An 18,960-nucleotide genomic window follows, 5' to 3' on the forward strand; every position below is an offset into this window, starting at 1 on the left:
AAGCCGTCTTCCCCGAGGGGACGCCCCGGCCGGGGAGCGAGCGGCGGCGCGCCCGGCACGCCGCCGCGCCGCCCCCGCTCCCTAGACTGGTCGCCATGATCCGACGCGCCGCCCCCGCCGCTCCCCGAGCGCTCGCGGTGGCGGTGCTGGCCGTGCTGCTGGCCGGCCAGTCGCTGCGGAACCTCGCCGGATGGTGGGGCTGGGGCGTCGTCGTCGCGCTGCTCCTGGGCGCCTCGATCGCCGTGCTCGTCCGCGCCCGCCCCCGCCCGCGCTGGGCCCGCACGCCGAAGTCGCTGGTCCTCTTCCTCGGGCTCGCGGTGCTCTCGCTGCTGTGGTCCGCCTATCCGGGAGCGAGCGCGATCGGAGTCACGGCGCAGCTCGCGACGACGCTCGGCGGCGTCGTCCTCGCCGTCACGCTGAGCAGCCGGGAACTGCTCACGGCTCTCGGACGGGCACTGCGCCTCTCCGTCGGCCTCTCGCTCCTCTTCGAGCTCGTGATCGCGGTCGTCGTGCGGCAGCCCGTCCTGCCGTTCGGCGTCGAGCCTCCCGCCGACGGACCGACGCCCGACGCCTTCTACTGGTCGCAGGCAGCCCTCTTCACCGGCGAGCCCGTCCAGGGGATCGTCGGCAACCGCAACCTCCTCGGCTTCCTCGCCCTGCTCGGCCTGATCGTGATCGCGATCGAGCTGGCGGCCCACTCGGTCCGGCGCCGCTGGGGAGCGGTCTGGGTCGCCCTGTTCGTCGCGACCCTCCTGCTCACCCGCTCGGCCACCGTCCTGCTCTGCCTCGTCGCCGTCGTCTTCGCGGCCGCGTTCGCGCTCTGGGCTCGCCGGAGGGGCGAGTCCCGCCGCCGTCCCGTCTACCTGACCGCCGCGGGGCTGGCGGTGGCCGCCGTCGCCGGAGGCGCCGCGGGCTGGGGCGCCCTCCTCGGCCTGCTCGGCAAGAGCGAGGACGCCACGGGCCGCCTCGACATCTGGGACTCGGTGATCGCGCTCACGCTGCAGCGCCCGGTCCTCGGCTGGGGCTGGGTCAGCTACTGGGCTCCCTGGGCCGCCCCGTTCGACACCCTCGCCGAGCGCAAGGGCGTGCTCTACCTGCAGGCCCACGACGCCTGGCTCGACGTCGCCCTCCAGCTCGGAGCGTTCGGCCTCGTCCTCTTCGCGGCGCTCGCCGTCTCGACGCTGTGGCGCTCCTGGTTCCGCGCGGTCGACCGCCCGCGGCGCGACGCGACCTCGACCCTCCCCTACACGGCCGTCAGCCTCGCTCCGCTGCTGATCGTGGTCGCCCTCCTGGCGCAGTCGCTGTTCGAGAGCCGGATCCTGATCGAGGGAGGCTGGCTGCTCCTCGTCCTCTTCGCGGTGCAGACCAAGCGACCGGCGACCGAGACGCCCGAGGTCCTCGCCGCGACCCCGCTCCCCCTCGCCGACGCGACGGCGTCCCCGCAGTTCGCGGCGGCCCTCGCGCAGACCACTCTCGTCACCGTCCTCTGCGCCCCGGCGGTCCGCGGGCTCCTCGGCTGGCCCGGCTACATCGCCGCCGTCGCCACGCTCACCGCCCTCGCCGCGGTCATGCTCGTCCTGCGGCGCGGGCGGCTCGACTGGGAGGGCCTGCTGCCCACGAGCATCCTGGTGTTCCTCGGCTGGATCGCGCTCAGCGTGCTGTGGAGCGACTACACCTGGGCCACGGTCTCGAGCGTCGTCTACCAGTTCGCCCTGGCGTTCCTGGCGATCGCGATCGGCCTCACGCGCGACATCATCCAGATCATCCGCTCGGTCGGCGACGTGCTGCGGGTCGTGCTGATCGCCTCGCTGGCCGTGGAGGTGCTCTCGGGGGTGCTGATCGACCAGCCGCTGCGCTTCCTCGGCGTGGAGGGCCTGCTCGCGGTCGGCGGGCCGATCCAGGGACTCGTCGGCACGCGCAACCAGCTCGGGCTGGTCTGCCTGCTGGCGATCGTGACGTTCTCGGTGGAGCTGATGACCCGCTCCGTCGCCCGCGGGCCGGCCGTCGCCTCGCTCGCCCTCGCCGCGGTCACCCTCCTCTTCACGCGCTCCGCCGTGAGCGCGGGCGTGCTCGCCGTGGCCGTCGTCGTCGCCCTCGCTCTGCGCTGGGTGCGCCACGGCGACGGCACCCACCGCCGTCGGCGGCAGTTCGCGGTGCTCGGCGTCGCCGCCGCGGCCGCCCTCACCGTGTGGCTCCTGCGCTACCGGGTGATCGAGCTGCTGAACGCGGGCAGCGAGTTCGAGTTCCGGCTGCGGCTCTGGCAGCAGGTCTGGCGCTTCACGGACCTCGCTCCGATCGTCGGCTGGGGCTGGGTGGGCTACTGGCGGCCCGACCTCTACCCCTTCACCGCCATCGACTACCTCTCGGGCCGCCCGCACTCGTCGAGCCTCAACGCGCTCTTCGACGTGGCCCTGCAGGTCGGCGCGGTCGGGGTGGTCCTCTTCGTCGTGCTGATCGGCCTCGCGCTCTGGCGCTCCTGGCTGATCGCCTCCGAGCGCAAGGCGGTCGTGCACGTCTGGCCGGTGCTGGTGCTGACCGTGCTGATGGTCACCGCACTGGCCGAGAGCTCGATCCTGCTCGACGCCGGCTGGCTGCTCGTGGTGCTCTGCGCGATGCGCGCGGCCCAGGGACTGAGCTGGCGCCGGCTCCTGCACCCGCGGGACTGACCGGACTCCTCAGCGCCCGCGCCGCCGCGCCACCTGGCGGAGCACGGCGAGGTGCTCCTCCCGGCAGCGCTCCCAGCTGAAGGACCGGGCACGCTCGACGCCGAGCGGGCCGAGCTCGCCGGTCCGCTCGATCGCCTCGAGGATCCCGTCCGCGATCGAGCGCGGCTCGAGCGGATCGACGTAGACCGCGGCGTCCCCGCAGATCTCCGGGAGCGAGCCCGCGTCGGAGGCGGCCACCGGGCATCCCGACGCCATCGCCTCGATCGGCGGGAGGCCGAAGCCCTCGTAGAGGCTCGGGAACGCCAGCACCGCGGCTCGGCGGTAGAGGTCGGCGAGCTCCTCCGGAGTGACGTGGCCGCGCCACTCGACGAAGTCCGGCAGCGGGCCGAGGCGGTCCAGGTCCCCTCCCGTCAGCACGAGCCGGAGGGCGTGCCCCTCCTCCCGCAGCAGGCGCACCGCCTCGAACAGGCGGGCGTGGTTCTTGTGCGGCCAGGCGCGCGCCGGGTAGAAGACGAAGTCCTCGCGTGTGCCCAGATTCGCGACGAAGCGCCGGGTGTCCACGCCGAGATGCGACACGTGGATCCGCTCCTCCGGGATGCCCAGCAGCTCGACGATCCGCCCCTTGGTGAAGGCGCTGATGGTGATGACCGCGTCGGCGCGGCGAGCGGTCGCCTCGTAGGCGAGCCGGCGGAAGACGCGCTCGACGCGGGGGAAGAGGTGCGGGAGGTCGCGGTGCTGCAGATCGAACAGCATCTGCACGTGCCCCTGCCGCCGCGACGGCCACGGGAGCGGGACCGTGAACGGGAAGTAGAGCACCGCGTCCCGGCCGAGGCGCCGGCGCAGGCGCGGCGTGCGCAGGAGCGCCTGGAGCATCCCCACGGCCCGGCGGCGGTGGCCCGCCCCGCTGACGACCCCCTCGGCCACGACCTCGGGCACGCCCTCGCTGAAGCCGCGCGCGTTCTCGGGGACGAGCACCTGCACGGCGGGCCCCTCCTCCCCCGGCCGCGGCGCCAGGAGGCGCGTGAGCGCGCGCGCGTAGGTCTCGCCGCCGCCCATCCCGCCCGGGTCGACGGTGAGCACGGCGAGCGTGACGGGGCGGAGTTCCGGCATGGCGTCCAATCGGTCCGAAGCCCGGCCAGGATACCGGCGGGCCGCACCGCTCCCGGCGCCCGGCCGTGCCCGTGGGTAGTATGTGTCCCGCTGTCATCGACCCCGACGAATTGGACCACCACGTGCCCCGCGCTTTGATCACCGGAATCACCGGCCAGGACGGCCTCTACCTCGCCGAGCTCCTCCTCTCGAAGGGCTACGAGGTCTTCGGGCTCGTCCGCGGGCAGAACAACCCCAAGTACGAGCTGGTCCGCCGCACCGTGCCCGAGGTGACCCTGCTCACCGGCGACCTGACCGACGTGTCGAGCCTCGTGCGCGTGCTCGCCGCCGCCCAGCCCGACGAGGTCTACAACCTCGGTGCGATCTCGTTCGTCGCCTACTCGTGGGAGAACGCGTCGCTCACCACCGATGTGACCGGCAAGGGCGTGCTCAACATCCTCGAGGCGACCCGCCTCTACGCCGGCTCCGACATGTCGCGCGTGAAGTTCTACCAGGCCTCCTCCTCCGAGATGTTCGGCAAGGTCCAGCAGGTCCCGCAGAGCGAGGAGACGCTGCTCTGGCCGCGCTCGCCCTACGGAGTGGCCAAGGTCTTCGGCCACTACATGACCATCAACTACCGCGAGTCGTACGGCATGCACGCCTCCTCCGGCATCCTCTTCAACCACGAGTCGCCCCGCCGCGGCCCGGAGTTCGTCACCCGCAAGATCAGCCTCGCGGTCGCCCGCATCAAGCTCGGCCTCCAGGAGACGCTGGAGCTCGGCAACCTCGACGCGAAGCGCGACTGGGGCTTCGCCGGCGACTACGTCGACGCGATGTGGCGCATGCTGCAGCAGCCCGAGGGCGACGACTACGTGGTCGCGACCGGCGAGACCCACGAGATCCGCGAGTACCTCGACATCGCCTTCAACCACGTCGGCATCGAGGACTGGACCCCGTACGTGACCCAGAACCCCGCGTTCATGCGTCCCGCCGAGGTGGACCTGCTGATCGGCGACCCGGCGAAGGCGCGCGACGTCCTCGGCTGGGAGCCGAAGGTCTCGTTCCCCGAGCTCGTGGCGATGATGGTCGAGAACGACCTCGCCGAGCAGTCCGCGCTGATCAAGTAGTCATGCCTGCCGCTCTCGTCACCGGAGCGAGCGGTCAGGACGGGGGCTACCTCGTCGAGCGCCTGCTCGCCGACGGCTGGGAGGTCTCCGCGCTCGTGCGCGGGACCGACGACGCCGCTCTTCCCGCCGCCGTCCGCGCCTTCGAGGGCGATCTCCGCGACGCCTCCGGCCTCGGCCGCATCGTCGCGGAGGCGCAGCCGGACACGGTCTTCCACCTCGCCGGCCTCTCCTCCGTCGCGCTCTCGTGGAAGGAGCCCGTGCTCACGGCCGAGGTGACCGGCACCGCGGTCGCCGCGCTCCTGGAGGCCTCGCTGGCGCTCCAGGAGTCGGCGGGCCGGGAGGTCCGCTTCGTCCAGGCCTCCTCCTCCGAGATCTTCGGGGCCGCGACCGAGAACCCGCAGACCGAGCGGACCCCGATCCGCCCCGTCTCCCCTTACGGAGCCGCGAAGGCGTTCGCGCACCACCTCGTCGCGGTCTACCGCGGCCGAGGGCTCCACGCCTCGTCCGGCATCCTCTACAACCACGAGTCGCCGCGTCGGCCGCTCGGCTTCGTCACCCGCAAGATCACCGCCGGAGTCGCGGCGATCGCGACGGGCGCCGAGTCGGAGCTCTCGCTCGGCAATCTCGACGCGCGCCGCGACTGGGGCTGGGCTCCCGACTACGTGGACGCCCTCGTGCGCGCTTCGCGCGCCGAGGAGGCGGGCGACTACGTCGTGGCGACCGGAGTCGCGCACTCGGTCCGCGACTTCGTCCGTGCCGCCTTCACCGCGGCCGGCATCGACGACTGGGAGCAGCGGGTCACGATCGACCCGCGGTTCGCGCGCCCCGTGGACGCCCCCGAGATGCGCGGGGACGCCTCCCGGGCCCGCGAAGTGCTCGGCTGGGCGCCGACCGTCGGCTTCGAGGAGATCGTCGCCCGCATGGTCGAGAACGACCTCGAGCTGGCGCGCCGCTCCCGCTGAGCCGCGCGCACCGCGTGCAGAAGGCCCTCGCTGCTGGAGCGGGGGCCTTCTGCACGCGGTGGATCGAGGACGCCTAGGCGGTCGCGTCCGACTGCTCGGCCCGGGCCCGCTCGTCGACGCCGTCTCCCTCGACGAGGTACGACCAGACGCGGGCGGCGTACTCGTCCCAGGTGCCGCCGTCGATCGCGAGCGCCTCCGCCGAGAGCCGCGCGTGCAGCTCGTCGTCGGTCAGCAACCGCTCGAGGGCCGCGGCGATGTCGTGGTCGTCGTGCGGATCGACGAACAGCGCGCCGCCCGAGGCGGAGACCTCGTGCATGCTGCCGAATCCGGAGGTCACGACCGGGGTGCCGACCGAGATCGACTCCACGATCGGGAGACCGTAGCCCTCGTTGATCGAGGGGAACACGGTGCACCGGGCCAGGCGGTAGGCGCTCCAGAGCAGCGCGTCGGTGATCTTGGAGAGCGAGCGGACCGGACGGCCCTGGCCCTCGAGGACCTCGAGTCGGTACTCGAACTCGGCGCTGCTCCAGGCGTTGCCGCCGATGAAGACCAGGCTGAAGCGCACGCCCCGGCGCCAGAGCAGCTCGGCGGCCTGGAGCACCGCCAGGTGGTTCTTCCGCGGCTCGTGGCTGCCGACGCAGACGACGAGCGGGAGGTCACCGGTCACCAGCGAGCGCGCGGCGGTGGCCAGCTCCTCGTCCGAGACGCTCTCCGGCTGCGAGGGCAGCAGGATCGGCCGGATGTCCGGCCCCTGCATCCCGACGCTGCCGAGCATGTGGCGCCAGCCGGAGTACTCGGTCGCGGCCGCCTCGGAGATGGTCGCGATGCGGTCCATGTGCGACACAGCGACGAGCGTGCGCGAGAAGGCGGCGCTGATGCCGGTGCTCGCCGTCTCGGCGGTGGTGACCGGCACGCAGTCGAAGCCGATGGTGCCCGTGCGGTTGCCGCTGAACTCGGCGAGGGCGGAGACGCGCGACGTCCGCTCGTCCTCCACGGCGAGCTCGGGCAGGAGGTAGGTGCCCTGCCACGGGACGATCACGCGGGAGCGGTCCTCCGCGGCGTCGGGCACGTCGCCCGAGACGGCGTTCCGGCTCTGCTCCGGGGTGAGCATGACGAGCGACTCGTGGGTCGAGTCCCAGCCGGCGAGCAGGATCTCGTGGTCGCGCGTCCAGCGGACGAGGCTCTGGCGCACCACGCGCTGGATGCCCGTGGCCAGTCCCGTGCGCGCGGTGTGGTGAACGTCGACGACGACCGCGCCGACGACCACCTCGACCTCGGGGTGGTGGAAGCGGGCGAAGACCCGGTTCGAGGCGATGGTGGACGCGGCGTGGGTGAGCAGACCGGCGGTGCCGTCCAGCCGGGCCCGGCGGCGGCCGTCGACGACGTCCTCCCGGCGCGGGAGCGTGCCGCGGAGGACGGCGAGCACCAGCCAGACCTCGCGGTCGGTGGGGGCGGGCAGCAGAACGCTCAGCTGTCCCGTGAGGGCGTCGACGCTGCCCAGCGGCTCCACGGTGGGGGCCAGGGTGCGCACCAGGGTGGCGAGACGGTCGACCAGGTACTGCTTAGAGCGCACGGGGCGCCTCCTCGTGCTCGATGAGGGCCGAGGGGCCGATCAGGGCGGCCCACAGCTCCCGGGCGTAGTCGTCCCAGGTGCGCTCGGGCCGCTCGGCCGCCTCGAGGCGGAGCTCGTCGACGAGCTCCGGCGACGTCAGCAGGCGGCGCATGCCGTCGGTGATCTCCTCGTCGGACTCCGGGTCGATCAGGACGCATCCGCCGTGCTCGGCGATCTGCGCCGTGCTGCCGTAGCGCGAGGTCAGCACGGGGAGCCCGATCGACAGCGCCTCGGCGACCGGCAGGCCGTACCCCTCGTGCAGCGACGGGAACGCCAGGAACAGCGCCTCCCGGTAGCTCGCGATCAGGACGTCGTCGTCGGCTCCGCGGAGCACCTCGACCGGGCGTCCGGCGGCGACCAGCTCGCGCACGCGAGGATCGAAGACCTGGTGCGCCCACGGGTTGGCCCCGCCGATGAAGCGGACGCGGAAGCGCAGGCCCTCGCGCCAGAGGACCTCGGCGGCGTGCAGCACCGCGAGGTGGTTCTTGCGGGGCTCCTGGCTGCCGACGCAGAGCACGAGCGGCAGGCCGGACGCGCTCCGGCCCTCGGAGCGCAGGCCGTCCGGGAGCTCCACGGGCAGCGGGACCGGGACGACGGTCGGGCCGGTGAGGCCCTGAGCGGGGAGCGCTCGCACGAAGCCCTCGAACTCCAGCGCGGCCGCGGTGCTCACCGTGGCGACGCGCTCGGCGTGCTTGACCACGGAGAGGAAGTTGACGAAGCGCACCGTCTCCTCCGGCGGCACCGTGTCGGCGCTGACGACGGGGATGGCGTCGTGGCCGAGGACGACGACCTCGTTGCCGGAGTACTCGGCGAGGGCCGCGAGCGGCCCGCACTGGTTGTAGTCCGGCACCGAGGGGATGACGACGACGCTGCGGTAGGGCACGACGAACTCGATGCGCTCCGGATCGCCGTGCTCCCAGTCGCGCCGCCCGGCGGAGGACCAGTCGACGACGCGCTCGTGCTCGATCGCGCTCAGCCGCCGGAAGGACATCGATCCGTGGACCCAGGCGACCGGGACGATCTCGTGCTCGGCGTCCCAGCGGGACACGGTCTGGCGCACGACCCGCTGGACGCCGGTGTTGTGCCCGTGGCGGGCGGGGAAGTCGACGTCGATCAGGACGGCCCCGGTGACGACCTCGACGCGGGCGTCCAGATCGGCGAACCCGGTCGCGGTGCGGGAGCCGGCCTCGAGGAAGATGCGCAGCGCCGCCTCCTCGGAGGCGAGCTCGAGGGCGCGGCGGAACCAGTCGAACAGCTCGCTCGTCGGGTACGCGGCCGTGAACGACACCAGCGCGACCCAGGTCAGCTCGTCGTCCTGGCGCGAGCGGATCTCTCGGGCCACCTCGTCGAGGTACGGGCCGGGCCCGCGGGTGCGCAGCGAGGCGCGGCGCTCCGCGTCGAAGAGGAGCGCGCCGATCTGCTCCAGGCGCTGCAGCATCGCCTCCGTGCGGTGGGCGCGCGCGGCGGCCGAGCCGGCGGCCGAGACCTGCGACCGGTCGCTCATCGCGCCCGACCGGACAGGCGGCGCTTCACGAAGCGCGCGCTGTGGCCGACGGCGCCCGACAGCCCGAGCTGCTCGACGCGGATCTGGAAGGTGCGCACCAGGCGGAGCGGCTTCGTCACCCGCCAGGAGAGGGTGCGCTCGAAGCCGGAGGCGGTCACTCCGCCCACCTGGATTCGCTCGACCCACTCGTCGAAGGGGTCGTTGAGGAGGGAGTCGACCTGCGCGCGCAGGCGGGCGAGCTCCTCGTCCGGGGACTCGGGCTCGGCGAGACGGGGCTCGATGGGTGCCCCGGACGTGCGGGCGGGCTCGGCCGGGACGGCGGCGGGAGCGGCGTCGCCGACGGCCGACTCGAGGCTCGGGTCGGGAGCGGGAGGAGCGTCCTCGCCCGTGCCGCCGAGGACGGGGGCGGGGTCCCCAGCGCTCTGCGGCGCCGGGTCCAGGGGGACGTCGGATGGCTGCGTGGGCATGGCGAACACCTCGTTCGTGTCGTTCAGTCGGCGAGCGGGAGCAAGACTACCCGCCATGCGCCGCGCACCGGCACGCCAGCCAGGGGGCTCCAGGGTGGGCCGCACGTATAATGATGCGGTCCGTCGCCCGGCGGAGGCCGAGAGCTTGGAGTTCCATGCCCAGCAAAGCTGTGGATCGCGCGCGCGCGATCGCCGACGAGCCGTTCCAGATCGCCGGCACCACGTCGGCCGTCGGCGGCGGCTCGGGCGGCTTCGTCGCCTCCCTCGCCGAGATCCTGCGGCACCGCGAGCTGCTCCGCCTGCTCGTGGGGCGCGAGCTGAAGTCGCGCTACAAGGACAGCAGCCTGGGCTTCGTCTGGAGCCTCGTCCGGCCGCTGATCATGCTCCTCATCTACTACGTGGCGATCGGCCAGATCCTCGGGGCCTCTCGCGGCGTCCCGAACTTCGCGATCTTCGTCTTCTCGGGGCTCACCCTCTGGGGCCTGTTCAGCGAGATCGTGACCGCGGGCACCACGTCGATCCTCGGCAACGGCGGGCTGATCAAGAAGGTGTACCTGCCGCGGGAGATCTTCCCGGTGGCGGCCATCGGCTCGGCCCTCTTCAACTTCGGTGTGCAGTTCGTCGTCCTGATCGCGGGAGCCGTCCTCACGGGCTCGCTGATCTTCGGCGTCCAGCTCCTCTACATCGTGCCCGCGCTGGCGATCGTGCTCGTGTACGGCCTCGCGCTGGCCCTGGCCCTCTCGGCCCTCAACGTCTACCTCCGCGACGTCCAGTTCCTCGTCGAGGTCGGGCTGCAGATCTTCTTCTGGCTCTCCCCCATCGTCTACGCGTGGAACTTCGTCGTCGCCGCCTCCACCGGAGCGGGCCACGGCTGGGCCGAGCAGCTCTACCTGATCAACCCGATCTCGAACGCGATTCTCGCCTTCCAGCGCGCGATCTGGGGAGACGGCTCGCGCGTCAGCATCATCGACGGCAACGAGATCGCCCCCCAGGTGTGGCCGCCGGACATGGAGCTGCGCCTTCTCATCGTCCTCGTCGTCGGGCTGGTGTTCGTGTGGATCGGCCACCGGATCTTCCGCCGCCTCGAGGGCAACTTCGCCCAGGAGATCTGATCGTGACCCTCACCAGCAAGCAGGAGTCCGTGCCCGCCTCCTCCGGCACCCCGACCGTCGTCCGGGTGCGCAACGCCTCCAAGCGCTTCGTCATCCGCAAGGACAAGTCGTTCAAGGAGCGGATCGTCAACTTCGGCCGCGGGCGCAAGCACCGCGACGAGTTCTGGGCACTCCGCGACGTCGACCTCGAGATCCCACTGGGCTCGACCGTCGGCCTCATCGGCGCGAACGGATCGGGCAAGAGCACGCTCCTCAAGCTCATCGGCGGCATCGTGCAGCCGACGACCGGCACCGTGGAGCGCCGCGGACGCCTCGCCGCGCTCCTCGAGCTCGGAGCGGGCTTCCACCCCGACCTCACCGGGCGCGAGAACGTCTACCTCAACGGCGCGATCCTCGGACTCTCGCGCAGCGAGCTGGACAGCAAGTTCGACTCGATCGTCGACTTCTCCGAGATCGCCGAGTTCATCGACACCCAGGTCAAGTTCTACTCGTCGGGCATGTACGTGCGGCTCGCCTTCGCTATCGCGATCCACACCGATCCCGACCTGCTGCTGGTCGACGAGGTGCTCGCCGTCGGCGACGAGCCGTTCCAGCGCAAGTGCATGGACCGCATCCGCGCCTTCCAGCGCGCGGGGAAGACCATCGTGCTGGTCACCCACTCGCTCGAGCAGGTCGGCGAGCTCTGCGACCGCACCATCGTCCTCGAGAAGGGCACCGTCGTCTTCGACGGCGAGACCTCCGAGGGACTCCAGGTCCTCCGCGAGAGCTTCGAGGACCGGCGGGCCGCCCGCCAGGAGCGCGAGGCCGAGGCCGCCGAGGCCGCGGACGAGCCCGCCCCCCAGCTCATCGAGATCCTGGGCTGCCGACTGCGCGGCGGATCGATCGAGCACGGCGGCACGGTCGTCCGCAGCGGCGAGACCCTCGAGTTCGACGTCACGGTGCGCACCAGCCGCCCGGTCGACGACTGGAACATCGGCATGGGCATCGACACCCCCCTCGGCCAGCGCGTCTTCGGGACGAACACGGAGCGCATCGGCACGCCGCTGAGCGCGGTCGACGGAGAGATGACGGTCACGTTCACCCTCCCCGACCTGCACCTCGGCGCCGGCAACTACGCCGTGCACGCCTCCTCGGCCACCTTCTCGCAGGGCGAGACCATGCGGATCCCGGTCGCCGCGACCTTCACGGTCGAGCGGGCCTCCGTGCACGACGGCGTCGTCGACATCGACTCCACCGTCCGCCTCAGCAGGCCGTGACCGCGCGGCGCCGCCGCCTCCTGGTCGACGCGACCGCCCTCGCGGCGCCGCGCCTGACCGGGGTCGGCCGCGTCCTGCTCGGCCTGCTGCACGCGCTGGACACCGACGCGACCGCCGCAGAGGTCGAGGTGCTCCTCGTCGTCCCGGCGAGCGAAGCGGGCTCGCTCGGGCGCTTCGGCTTCCGTACGCTGCGCGTCCGACCGGTGCCGCTGCCCCGGCCGGTGTGGAGCGCACTGACCCGAGTGCCCGCGCCGGGGATCGACCTCCTGCTCGGCCGCGGCGCCTACTTCTTCCCGAACTTCCGGAGCTGGCCGCTCGCCCGCTCCCGCTCGATCACCTTCGTGCACGACGTCTGCTTCGCTGTGATGCCCGAGCTCGTTCCGCGCGAGCGCCGAGAGCTGCTGTCGCGGTCCGTGCCCCGGTGGATCCGGCGCAGCGACCTGGTCCTGACCGGCACCCCGTCCTCCGCGGCCGAGGTCGAGAGCGCTCTGGGCGTCGATCCGGCGCGCGTCCGCGTGCTGCCGACCACGATCGACGCCGACCTCTTCCATGCCCGCGGCGAGGAGGAGGTGGCGCGGGTCCGCGCGGAGCACGGGCTCGGGTCCTACCTGCTCTTCGTCGGATCGATCGAGCGCCGCAAGAACCTCGTCACCCTGGTGAACGCGTACCGGCAGGCCGAGCGGCCGGAGAACCACACCCTGCTCCTGGTCGGCGGGGACGGCTGGGACAACGAGGACGTCCACTCCGCCGTCGCCCGCGCGGTCGCCGCAGGAGCCGACGTGCGCTTCGCCTCCTTCTACGTCGCCGACGAGGATCTGCCGGCCCTGCTCACGGGCGCCGACGCCGTCGCCATGCCCTCCTGGCACGAGGGCTTCGGCCTGCCCGCCCTCGAGGCCGTCGCCTGCGGCACTCCGGTGCTCGCGGCAGACATCCCCGGCCTCCGCGACGCGCTCGCCGGGCGGGAGTCCGCCGCCGTCTTCATCGACCCGGCGGACCGCACCGGGTGGTCGGCCGCGATCGGAGAGGCGCTGCGCCGTCCCCGGCGACTCGCACCGGAGCCCATCCCGGGGTGGGACCGCACCGCCCGGCGCCTGCTCGAGCTGGCCTTCGACGACCGCTGATCAGCGCCGGGTCGTGAACAGCAGCCAGCGCCCGGAGGCGGAGGCGACCTCGGGCTCGACGTCCCCCGTCGCCGCCTCGACGTAGGCCCGCCAGCCGTCGGGGTCGTCGGTGTAGCCGGCTGTGTCCACGTAGACGGCGCAGGCGCCGCTGCCCGCCACCGCGTCGGCGAACTCCGCGGGGTCGTCGACGTCGCCCCAGACGTCCCAGCCGTAGGTGCCCTCCACAGCCCCGTAGCTCCAGCGGAGGCGTCCCTCCTCGGTCGCGAGGTAGGGCAGTGCCTCGTCGTAGTCGGAGAGCGCTCCGATCCGCCCGCTGTCGGGGAAGCTCTTCAGGGGGAGCTCCACCACTCCGCAGCCGTCGTCCAGCTGCGCGTCGGCCTCCGACACGAACGAGCGCATCTCGGAGTCGTCGGTCGGAGCGATCGGCACCGCGGCCGATACTCCGGCCAGCTGATCGATGACGGCGACGGCGGCGAGCAGCGCCGCCACGAGGATCCGGACACCGCCACGGGCCGTGATCCGATCGAGCAGGAGCGCGAGCACGCCGAGGACGAGGACCGCGATGACGATCGACATCCGCGCCCACGCACGGATCGTCGGCCCCGCCACCAGCGAGACCACGACGCCCAGGCCCGTCACCGTGTAGAAGAGGAGCGCGGCCAGTGTCGCCACGGCGAGGACGCGCACGCGGGCGTCCGAGAAGAACCGGCCGACCGCGGTCGCACGGAGCGCCCGTCCGCCGCCGAGCGCGGTGATCGGAAGCGCCACGAGCGTGATCAGGAGCGCGACGCTGGCGAGGATCGAGAATCCGGGCGGCTCCGTCGTCGGCGCCACGCCGGACTGGCCCGCGTAGGTGTTCAGCAGGCCGTACCCCTGCGGCAGCCCGGTCCCCGACCAGGGCAGGCCCAGCAGCACGAGCTTGCCGGCGTAGGCCTCCGACTCCCCCACGGTCCGCGACGTGAAGTACGGGCTGTAGCGCTCCCCGAAGTCGAGCGAGAGCAGCAGCAGCGAGAGCCCGACGAACACGCCGAGCGCGAGGATCGGCACCGACGAGACCGCGAGCACGCGCAGCCGCTCGCGGGAGAGGAGCCCGGCGGCCGTGCTCACCGCCCAGGTCGCTCCGAGGACCAGGACCGCGAAGACGTAGTAGTAGCCGCCCGTGCTCGCCACCAGGAGCCCGAGCACGACTCCCGGGACGACGGAGCGCAGTACGCGGATAGTCGGCGTAGCGCCCCGCTTGGACCAGGCTCGGAGAGGATCGGTGCGCGGTCCGGCGACCATCAGCACCATCACGCCCAGGAGCGGGATCGCCCAGTAGTTGGCGAGGAACGCGTGGCCGAATCCGATCCGGAGGAAGTGGTACGGCAGCAGCGACAGCAGGACCGCGGAGAACGCCGCGACCCAGGGCCGCGTGCGGAGGGCGCGGAAGAACACGTAGCCGGTGACGGCGACCGTCGCGAACGTGCCCAGGTAGAAGACGTTCAGGAGCGTCGTCCCGTCGCGCACCACGAGGGCCAGGACCGACACGGCGAGGGCGGAGGCGACGTCGAACTGCGCGCTGAAGAAGGCGTTGAACCCGTCGGGGAAGCCGAGCGCTGCGTTGCCGTCGAACGGGAACGCCTGCGTGGCACTGGTGAAGAGCGTGTAGTGCAGGATCTGGTCGTCGCCGCCCACGGTCCAGCGGGCCGTCAGGTCCTGCGGCCCGATCCCGAGCGCGAGCACGGCGGCGACGACCGGGACGAGGGCGGCGACGAGGGCCCATCCGAGCTCGACGAGCGTCCGGCGCCGCCGACTCGCCGTCCGCGGGCCGCGCACGTCAGTAGCCGCGCTCACGGCGCTGCTCCTCCACGCTGGTCTGGACGATCCGGTTCAGCTCGGTCTCGCCGTCGGTGCCCGCGTAGTCGTAGATGTCGAACCCCCCGCAGGCGACGATATCGGAGGGAGCGCCGAGCGTTCCGCGCGCGAGCCCCGCCCAGTCGGGCGAGCGGTCGGCCAGGACGAAGCTGTACTGCCGGTCGCGGTAGTCGCTCAGGTTGTTCATCCACAGCTGCACCGTGAAGTCGAAGTTGACCTGCTGGACGTGCAGCGAGGCCGGCCCGTAGAGGTCCAGCGGCCGCGTGGACCAGAACGAGCCGACGCCCGCGAGCTCGCGGCCGTCGATCCAGCGGTCCAGGCAGTCGGTGTCCGGGTCCGATCGCGCCTCGGCCGCCGCGGAGGCGACCGCCGTTGTGGCCGGCACGGCGGCGACGACGAGGCCTGCGGCGGCCAGCGGAGCGACGACGCGGACGACCGGCGCCAGCCGCGCGCCCGCAGCACGCCGGTGCGCCGCCGCGGCGCCGATCAGGGCGATCACGACCACGGTCGCGGTCACCGGGATCGGCATCAGGTAGCGGCTGACCGAGCTGCCGGTGAAGACCTGCACCACCAGGAGCACCGCCGTCTGCGCCGGCAGGAACGCGCACACCGCGAAGCGCGCACGGGCCGCCTCATCGAGGGCGGCTCCCCGCGCCAGGCGGGCGACACCGGCCACGACGACGGCGAGGGCCGCCAGCAGCAGCAGACCCAGCAGCGCCACCTCGAGCTTGCCGATCAGCGGCGCCTTCAGCACCAGGAACTGCACGATCAGGTCGTCCAGGGCCGTCCCAGCGAGCGGCAGCCGGAGGTACCCGCCGGCGTCGGTCCCGATCAGGAAGCCGAGCGGGATCCGCAGCGCGGCCCCGAGCGCGGCGGCCCCGAGGACCGTGCCCGCGACGATCAGCACCGCTCGGGGAGCAGCGAGAGCGAGCACCAGCAGCACGACGAGGACCACCAGCAGGGGGCCGACGAACTGCACGAGGAGGAGCGGATCGGAGAGGGTCGTCGCGGCGACGGCCGCTCCGACCAGGAGCAGCGGACGCGCGGCCGGACGGCGCTCGCGCAGCGCGCCCAGGGCGACGGCGAGCCCGGCGAGGCCTGTGAGCACCGCGCCGTAGTAGTAGGTCGTGAGGAGGAAGGTGGTCGCCAGGGCCCCCTCGTTGTTGAGCGCGCGGCCCTCCGTCAGGCAGAGAACCAGCAGCACGGCGATGCCGGCGAGCGCGGCGGCGGGCCGCAGCCGGCGGTGCCGGTCCGCGACGAGCCGTCGCGCGAGCATCCGGAGCACGCCGTAGAGGAGGACGACGTTGAGCACGGCGTTGACAGCGAGCGCCGCCGCGGGATCGCCACCGGTCAGCATCCACGCGACGCCGAAGACGGGGAGCTCGGGGAAGAGGAAGAGCTGGCTCGTCATCACCCACGCCGCGGGGCGGCCCTCGGCGAAGGACTGCAGGATCAGCGGCAGCGCCAGCGAGTCGCCGTCGCGGAAGAGCAGCGGCCGCCACGGCGTGCCGACCATGAATCCGAGCACGAGCAGGGTCCCGCTGACGACGACGGCGAGGGCGGCGAGCTCGAGGAGGGCCCTCCGGGTCCGAGGGGATCCCGTCGGACCCGCCGTCACCGGTGCTTCCCGCCGAACCGGATGGCCAGGACGAGCAGGAGGTTCTTCAGGAGGGTGTCGCTCGGGATCTTGGAGTTGCCGACCGTGCGGTCGAGGAAGACGATCGGGATCTCCTTCACTCCGCGGGCCCGGCGCAGCGCCCGGTACTTGAGCACGATCTGGAAGCCGTAGCCGGCTGCGCGGATCGTATCGAGGTGGAGGGTGCGCAGGAGGTCGGCGCTGAAGAGGTTGAAGCCGCCGGTCCAGTCGGTGATCTTCGAGCCGAGGAAGAGGCGCGTGTAGAGGTTGCCGCCACCGCTCAGCAGCTTGCGGTCGAGCGTCCAGTCGGGAGTGCCCCCGCCCGCGATGTAGCGGGAGGCGACCACGAAGTCGGCGCCCGCGCGCACCTCGCGGAGGAAGGCGTCGATGTAGTCCGGGTCGTGCGAGAGGTCGGCGTCCATCTGCAGCAGGTAGTCGTAGCGGCGCTCGGCCGCGAGGAGGTGCTGGAAGGCCCAGATGTACGCCGCGCCGAGCCCCTCCTTCTTCTCGCGCGAGAGCACGAGGACCTCGAAGGTGTCGGACCCGAGCTCGGCCGCGAGCTCGCGCGCGCGGTCCGCGGTGCCGTCGGGGGAGCTGTCGTCGATGACGGCGACGGTCACGTGGAAGTCGGGGTTGAGGGACGCCGCGAGCGCGACCCGCGGCAGCGCCGTCGCGATGTTCGCGACTTCGTTGTAGGTGGGGACGACGACGGCGAGGGAGCGCATGAGGCGGGGAGGATCCGTTCTTCCGGTGCACCGGCTGACCGGTGAGAGCCCTGCGAGTATAACGAGGCGGTGCTCGCGAGCCTCCGAGCGCGCCCCGCGGCCCGCCGCCCCGTCCGCGCACTCTCTCAGGAACATGGCACCGGCTGTTCGACCGCCCGGCTGGGGTCCACGGTTACGATGGACGACAGTGCACGGCGGTTCACCCCTTGTTCGCCTGCCCCGATGGACGCCCGTCGGAGCCCGACGGTCGGGCATCGACGCCAGAGGGGGACGGGAAAGAGCACCGCAGATGAAGAGACTCCTCGAATCGCAGAAGGTCCGCTTCCTCATCGCGGGCTGCACCAACACGGCGATCGACTTCCTCATCCTCAACACGCTCGTGCTCCTGCTCGGTCTGCCGACCCTCGTCGCCAACGTCTTCTCCGTCCTGGTCGGCATCACGATCTCGTACGCGCTGAACCACTTCTTCGTCTTCCGCCACCCGGGCAGGGTCTCGGTCGCCACGTTCGCGAAGTTCTTCCTCGTCACCGGGTTCAGCTCGCTGGTCCTGCAGTCGGCGATCATCTACGGCTTCGAGGTCTTCTTCGACACCCGCTTCGGCAACTCGCTGCTCTTCCTCCCCAGCTCCGGCGAGAACGCCTTCCTCGCGATCAACATCGCCAAGGCCGTCGCCGTCCTCGTGGGACTGGTGTGGAACTTCTGCATGTACAAGTTCGTCGTCTTCCGCCGTCCGGCGCACGATGCGCTGCCTGCGATCGAGACGGTCTCCCCCGCCGCCGTGGCCGTCAGCACCGAGCCCGTCGACATCGTCCGCTGAGGGCCGCAGGCTCCCGGGCACCGCTCGAGCCGCGTGCTAGCCTCGTCGAGTTCTTCCGACGGGGCACTCCTCCCGTCGACGCCGCACCACCCGGAGGCTCCCATCGCCCGCTCGACGTTGCCCATCGCGGTCGTCGTCGTCACCCACTTCTCGGGTGAGGTCCTCCGCGCGTGCCTCGAGTCTGTGCCGGAGGCGACGGAGCACGACGTGCGCATCGTGGTGGTCGACAACCTGACCACGGACGACTCCGTCCGCAGCGTCGTCGAGCGCCTGCCGCAGGTCGAGTTCCACGAGACCGGGCAGAACCTCGGCTACGGCCGGGCCGTCAACTACGCGGTCGACCGCCTCGGGCCCGAGGTCGAGTGGATCCTGGTCACCAACCCGGACACGGTCTTCCTCCCCGGCTCGATCGACGCCCTCTACGCCGCGGCGACGGCGGACGACCGGATCGGCTCGATCGGGCCCCGGATCCTCGACTCCGACGGCACGATCTACCCCTCGGCCCGCGCTCTGCCCTCGCTCGGCACGGGCGTCGGGCACGCCGTCTTCGCCCACGTCTGGCCCGGCAACCCGTGGTCGGCGACCTACCGGCGCTCGCGCGCGGTCGAGACCCTCCGCCACGGCCGGATGGAGGCGGGCTGGCTCTCCGGCGCCTGCGTGATGGTGCGCCGCACGGCCTTCGAGGAGATCGGCGGGTTCGACGACCGCTACTTCATGTACTTCGAGGACGTCCAGCTGGGCGACTCGCTCGGACAGCGCGGGTGGACCAACGTCTACCTCGCCGACGCGGTCGTCTCCCACCTCGGCGGGCACTCCACCCGCCTGGCCTCGGCGCGGATGCTCGCGGTCCACCACCGCAGCGCCTACCTCTACCTCGCGCAGAAGTACGGCGCCTGGTATCAGGCGCCGATCCGCGCGGCGGTCCGCGCCGGGCTGGGCGCCCGGGTCGCGCTGATGCGCCTGCGCTCGAAGAGCTGATCCGCTCCGATCGGGCGGGCCGCCTGGCCGGCGC

General features: G+C 72.4%; 15 protein-coding genes. 8 read left to right on the plus strand and 7 right to left on the minus strand.

What is annotated here, in order from left to right; translation table 11 throughout:
* Positions 1-95 precede the first annotated feature (95 nt).
* Positions 96-2,666 (plus strand): O-antigen ligase family protein, encoded by a 2,571-nt coding sequence (locus C5C57_RS01440; RefSeq protein WP_104246672.1) that lies wholly within the window; start codon positions 96-98, stop codon positions 2,664-2,666.
* 9 nt (positions 2,667-2,675) lie between these two features.
* Here the strand turns inward: C5C57_RS01440 and C5C57_RS01445 are convergent, their stop codons facing one another.
* A complete protein-coding gene (locus tag C5C57_RS01445; RefSeq protein ID WP_104246673.1) occupies positions 2,676-3,776 on the minus strand; it encodes a glycosyltransferase family 1 protein in 1,101 nt (366 codons plus the stop codon).
* Between the two features lie 122 nt (positions 3,777-3,898).
* Here C5C57_RS01445 and C5C57_RS01450 point away from each other — a divergent pair, with 122 nt between their 5' ends.
* Both C5C57_RS01450 and C5C57_RS01455 read left to right on the plus strand, forming a co-directional pair.
* Positions 3,899-4,882: a GDP-mannose 4,6-dehydratase gene (locus C5C57_RS01450; RefSeq protein WP_104275317.1), complete on the plus strand. Its 984-nt coding sequence runs from the start codon at positions 3,899-3,901 to the stop codon at positions 4,880-4,882.
* A 2-nt stretch (positions 4,883-4,884) separates the two neighbouring features.
* Positions 4,885-5,844 carry a GDP-mannose 4,6-dehydratase gene (locus C5C57_RS01455; RefSeq protein WP_104223149.1) on the plus strand — a complete coding sequence of 320 codons (960 nt, stop codon included), beginning with the start codon at positions 4,885-4,887 and terminating at the stop codon, positions 5,842-5,844.
* A 73-nt stretch (positions 5,845-5,917) separates the two neighbouring features.
* On the opposite strand, the gene C5C57_RS01460 is transcribed toward C5C57_RS01455, so the two are convergent.
* Genes C5C57_RS01460 through C5C57_RS01470 form a run of 3 tightly spaced genes read right to left on the minus strand, consistent with a single transcriptional unit; the run spans position 5,918 to position 9,427 of the window.
* A complete protein-coding gene (locus C5C57_RS01460; RefSeq protein ID WP_104232815.1) occupies positions 5,918-7,417 on the minus strand; it encodes a glycosyltransferase family 1 protein in 1,500 nt (499 codons plus the stop codon).
* Positions 7,407-8,960: a glycosyltransferase gene (locus tag C5C57_RS01465; protein ID WP_104246674.1), complete on the minus strand. Its 1,554-nt coding sequence runs from the start codon at positions 8,958-8,960 to the stop codon at positions 7,407-7,409. Before C5C57_RS01465 ends, C5C57_RS01460 begins: the two co-directional genes overlap by 11 nt.
* A complete protein-coding gene (locus C5C57_RS01470) occupies positions 8,957-9,427 on the minus strand; it encodes a hypothetical protein (protein WP_104223152.1) in 471 nt (156 codons plus the stop codon). The genes C5C57_RS01465 and C5C57_RS01470 overlap by 4 nt, the downstream gene beginning before the upstream one ends.
* Positions 9,428-9,582: 155 nt before the next feature.
* Between C5C57_RS01470 and C5C57_RS01475 the strand changes: the two genes are divergently transcribed.
* Genes C5C57_RS01475 through C5C57_RS01485 form a run of 3 tightly spaced genes read left to right on the plus strand, consistent with a single transcriptional unit; the run spans position 9,583 to position 12,916 of the window.
* The gene (locus C5C57_RS01475) at positions 9,583-10,539 is read left to right on the plus strand and encodes an ABC transporter permease (RefSeq protein ID WP_104223153.1); all 957 of its coding nucleotides are present in this window, start codon (positions 9,583-9,585) and stop codon (positions 10,537-10,539) included.
* A 2-nt stretch (positions 10,540-10,541) separates the two neighbouring features.
* Positions 10,542-11,795 carry an ABC transporter ATP-binding protein gene (locus C5C57_RS01480; RefSeq protein WP_244229465.1) on the plus strand — a complete coding sequence of 418 codons (1,254 nt, stop codon included), beginning with the start codon at positions 10,542-10,544 and terminating at the stop codon, positions 11,793-11,795.
* Positions 11,792-12,916, plus strand: a complete 1,125-nt coding sequence (locus tag C5C57_RS01485) for a glycosyltransferase family 1 protein (protein ID WP_104246675.1) — start codon at positions 11,792-11,794, stop codon at positions 12,914-12,916. The genes C5C57_RS01480 and C5C57_RS01485 overlap by 4 nt, the downstream gene beginning before the upstream one ends.
* Here the strand turns inward: C5C57_RS01485 and C5C57_RS01490 are convergent, their stop codons facing one another.
* From C5C57_RS01490 to C5C57_RS01500, 3 genes are read right to left on the minus strand one after another with little or no spacing between them, the layout of a single operon-like run.
* Positions 12,917-14,749, minus strand: coding sequence for a hypothetical protein (locus tag C5C57_RS01490; RefSeq protein ID WP_146082326.1), 1,833 nt, complete (start codon positions 14,747-14,749; stop codon positions 12,917-12,919). It lies immediately after the preceding gene.
* Positions 14,733-16,388, minus strand: a complete 1,656-nt coding sequence (locus C5C57_RS01495) for a hypothetical protein (protein WP_104297201.1) — start codon at positions 16,386-16,388, stop codon at positions 14,733-14,735. Before C5C57_RS01495 ends, C5C57_RS01490 begins: the two co-directional genes overlap by 17 nt.
* Positions 16,385-17,131 carry a polyprenol monophosphomannose synthase gene (locus tag C5C57_RS01500; RefSeq protein WP_104297202.1) on the minus strand — a complete coding sequence of 249 codons (747 nt, stop codon included), beginning with the start codon at positions 17,129-17,131 and terminating at the stop codon, positions 16,385-16,387. The genes C5C57_RS01495 and C5C57_RS01500 overlap by 4 nt, the downstream gene beginning before the upstream one ends.
* Before the next feature lie 289 nt (positions 17,132-17,420).
* Here C5C57_RS01500 and C5C57_RS01505 point away from each other — a divergent pair, with 289 nt between their 5' ends.
* A complete protein-coding gene (locus C5C57_RS01505; RefSeq protein ID WP_104223158.1) occupies positions 17,421-17,948 on the plus strand; it encodes a GtrA family protein in 528 nt (175 codons plus the stop codon).
* A 117-nt stretch (positions 17,949-18,065) separates the two neighbouring features.
* Positions 18,066-18,926, plus strand: a complete 861-nt coding sequence (locus C5C57_RS01510; protein ID WP_244229466.1) for a glycosyltransferase family 2 protein — start codon at positions 18,066-18,068, stop codon at positions 18,924-18,926.
* Positions 18,927-18,960 lie beyond the last annotated feature (34 nt).

This window comes from Rathayibacter sp. AY1C5 (assembly GCF_002931705.1).
In the GTDB taxonomy this organism is placed as follows: Bacteria; Actinomycetota; Actinomycetes; order Actinomycetales; family Microbacteriaceae; genus Rathayibacter.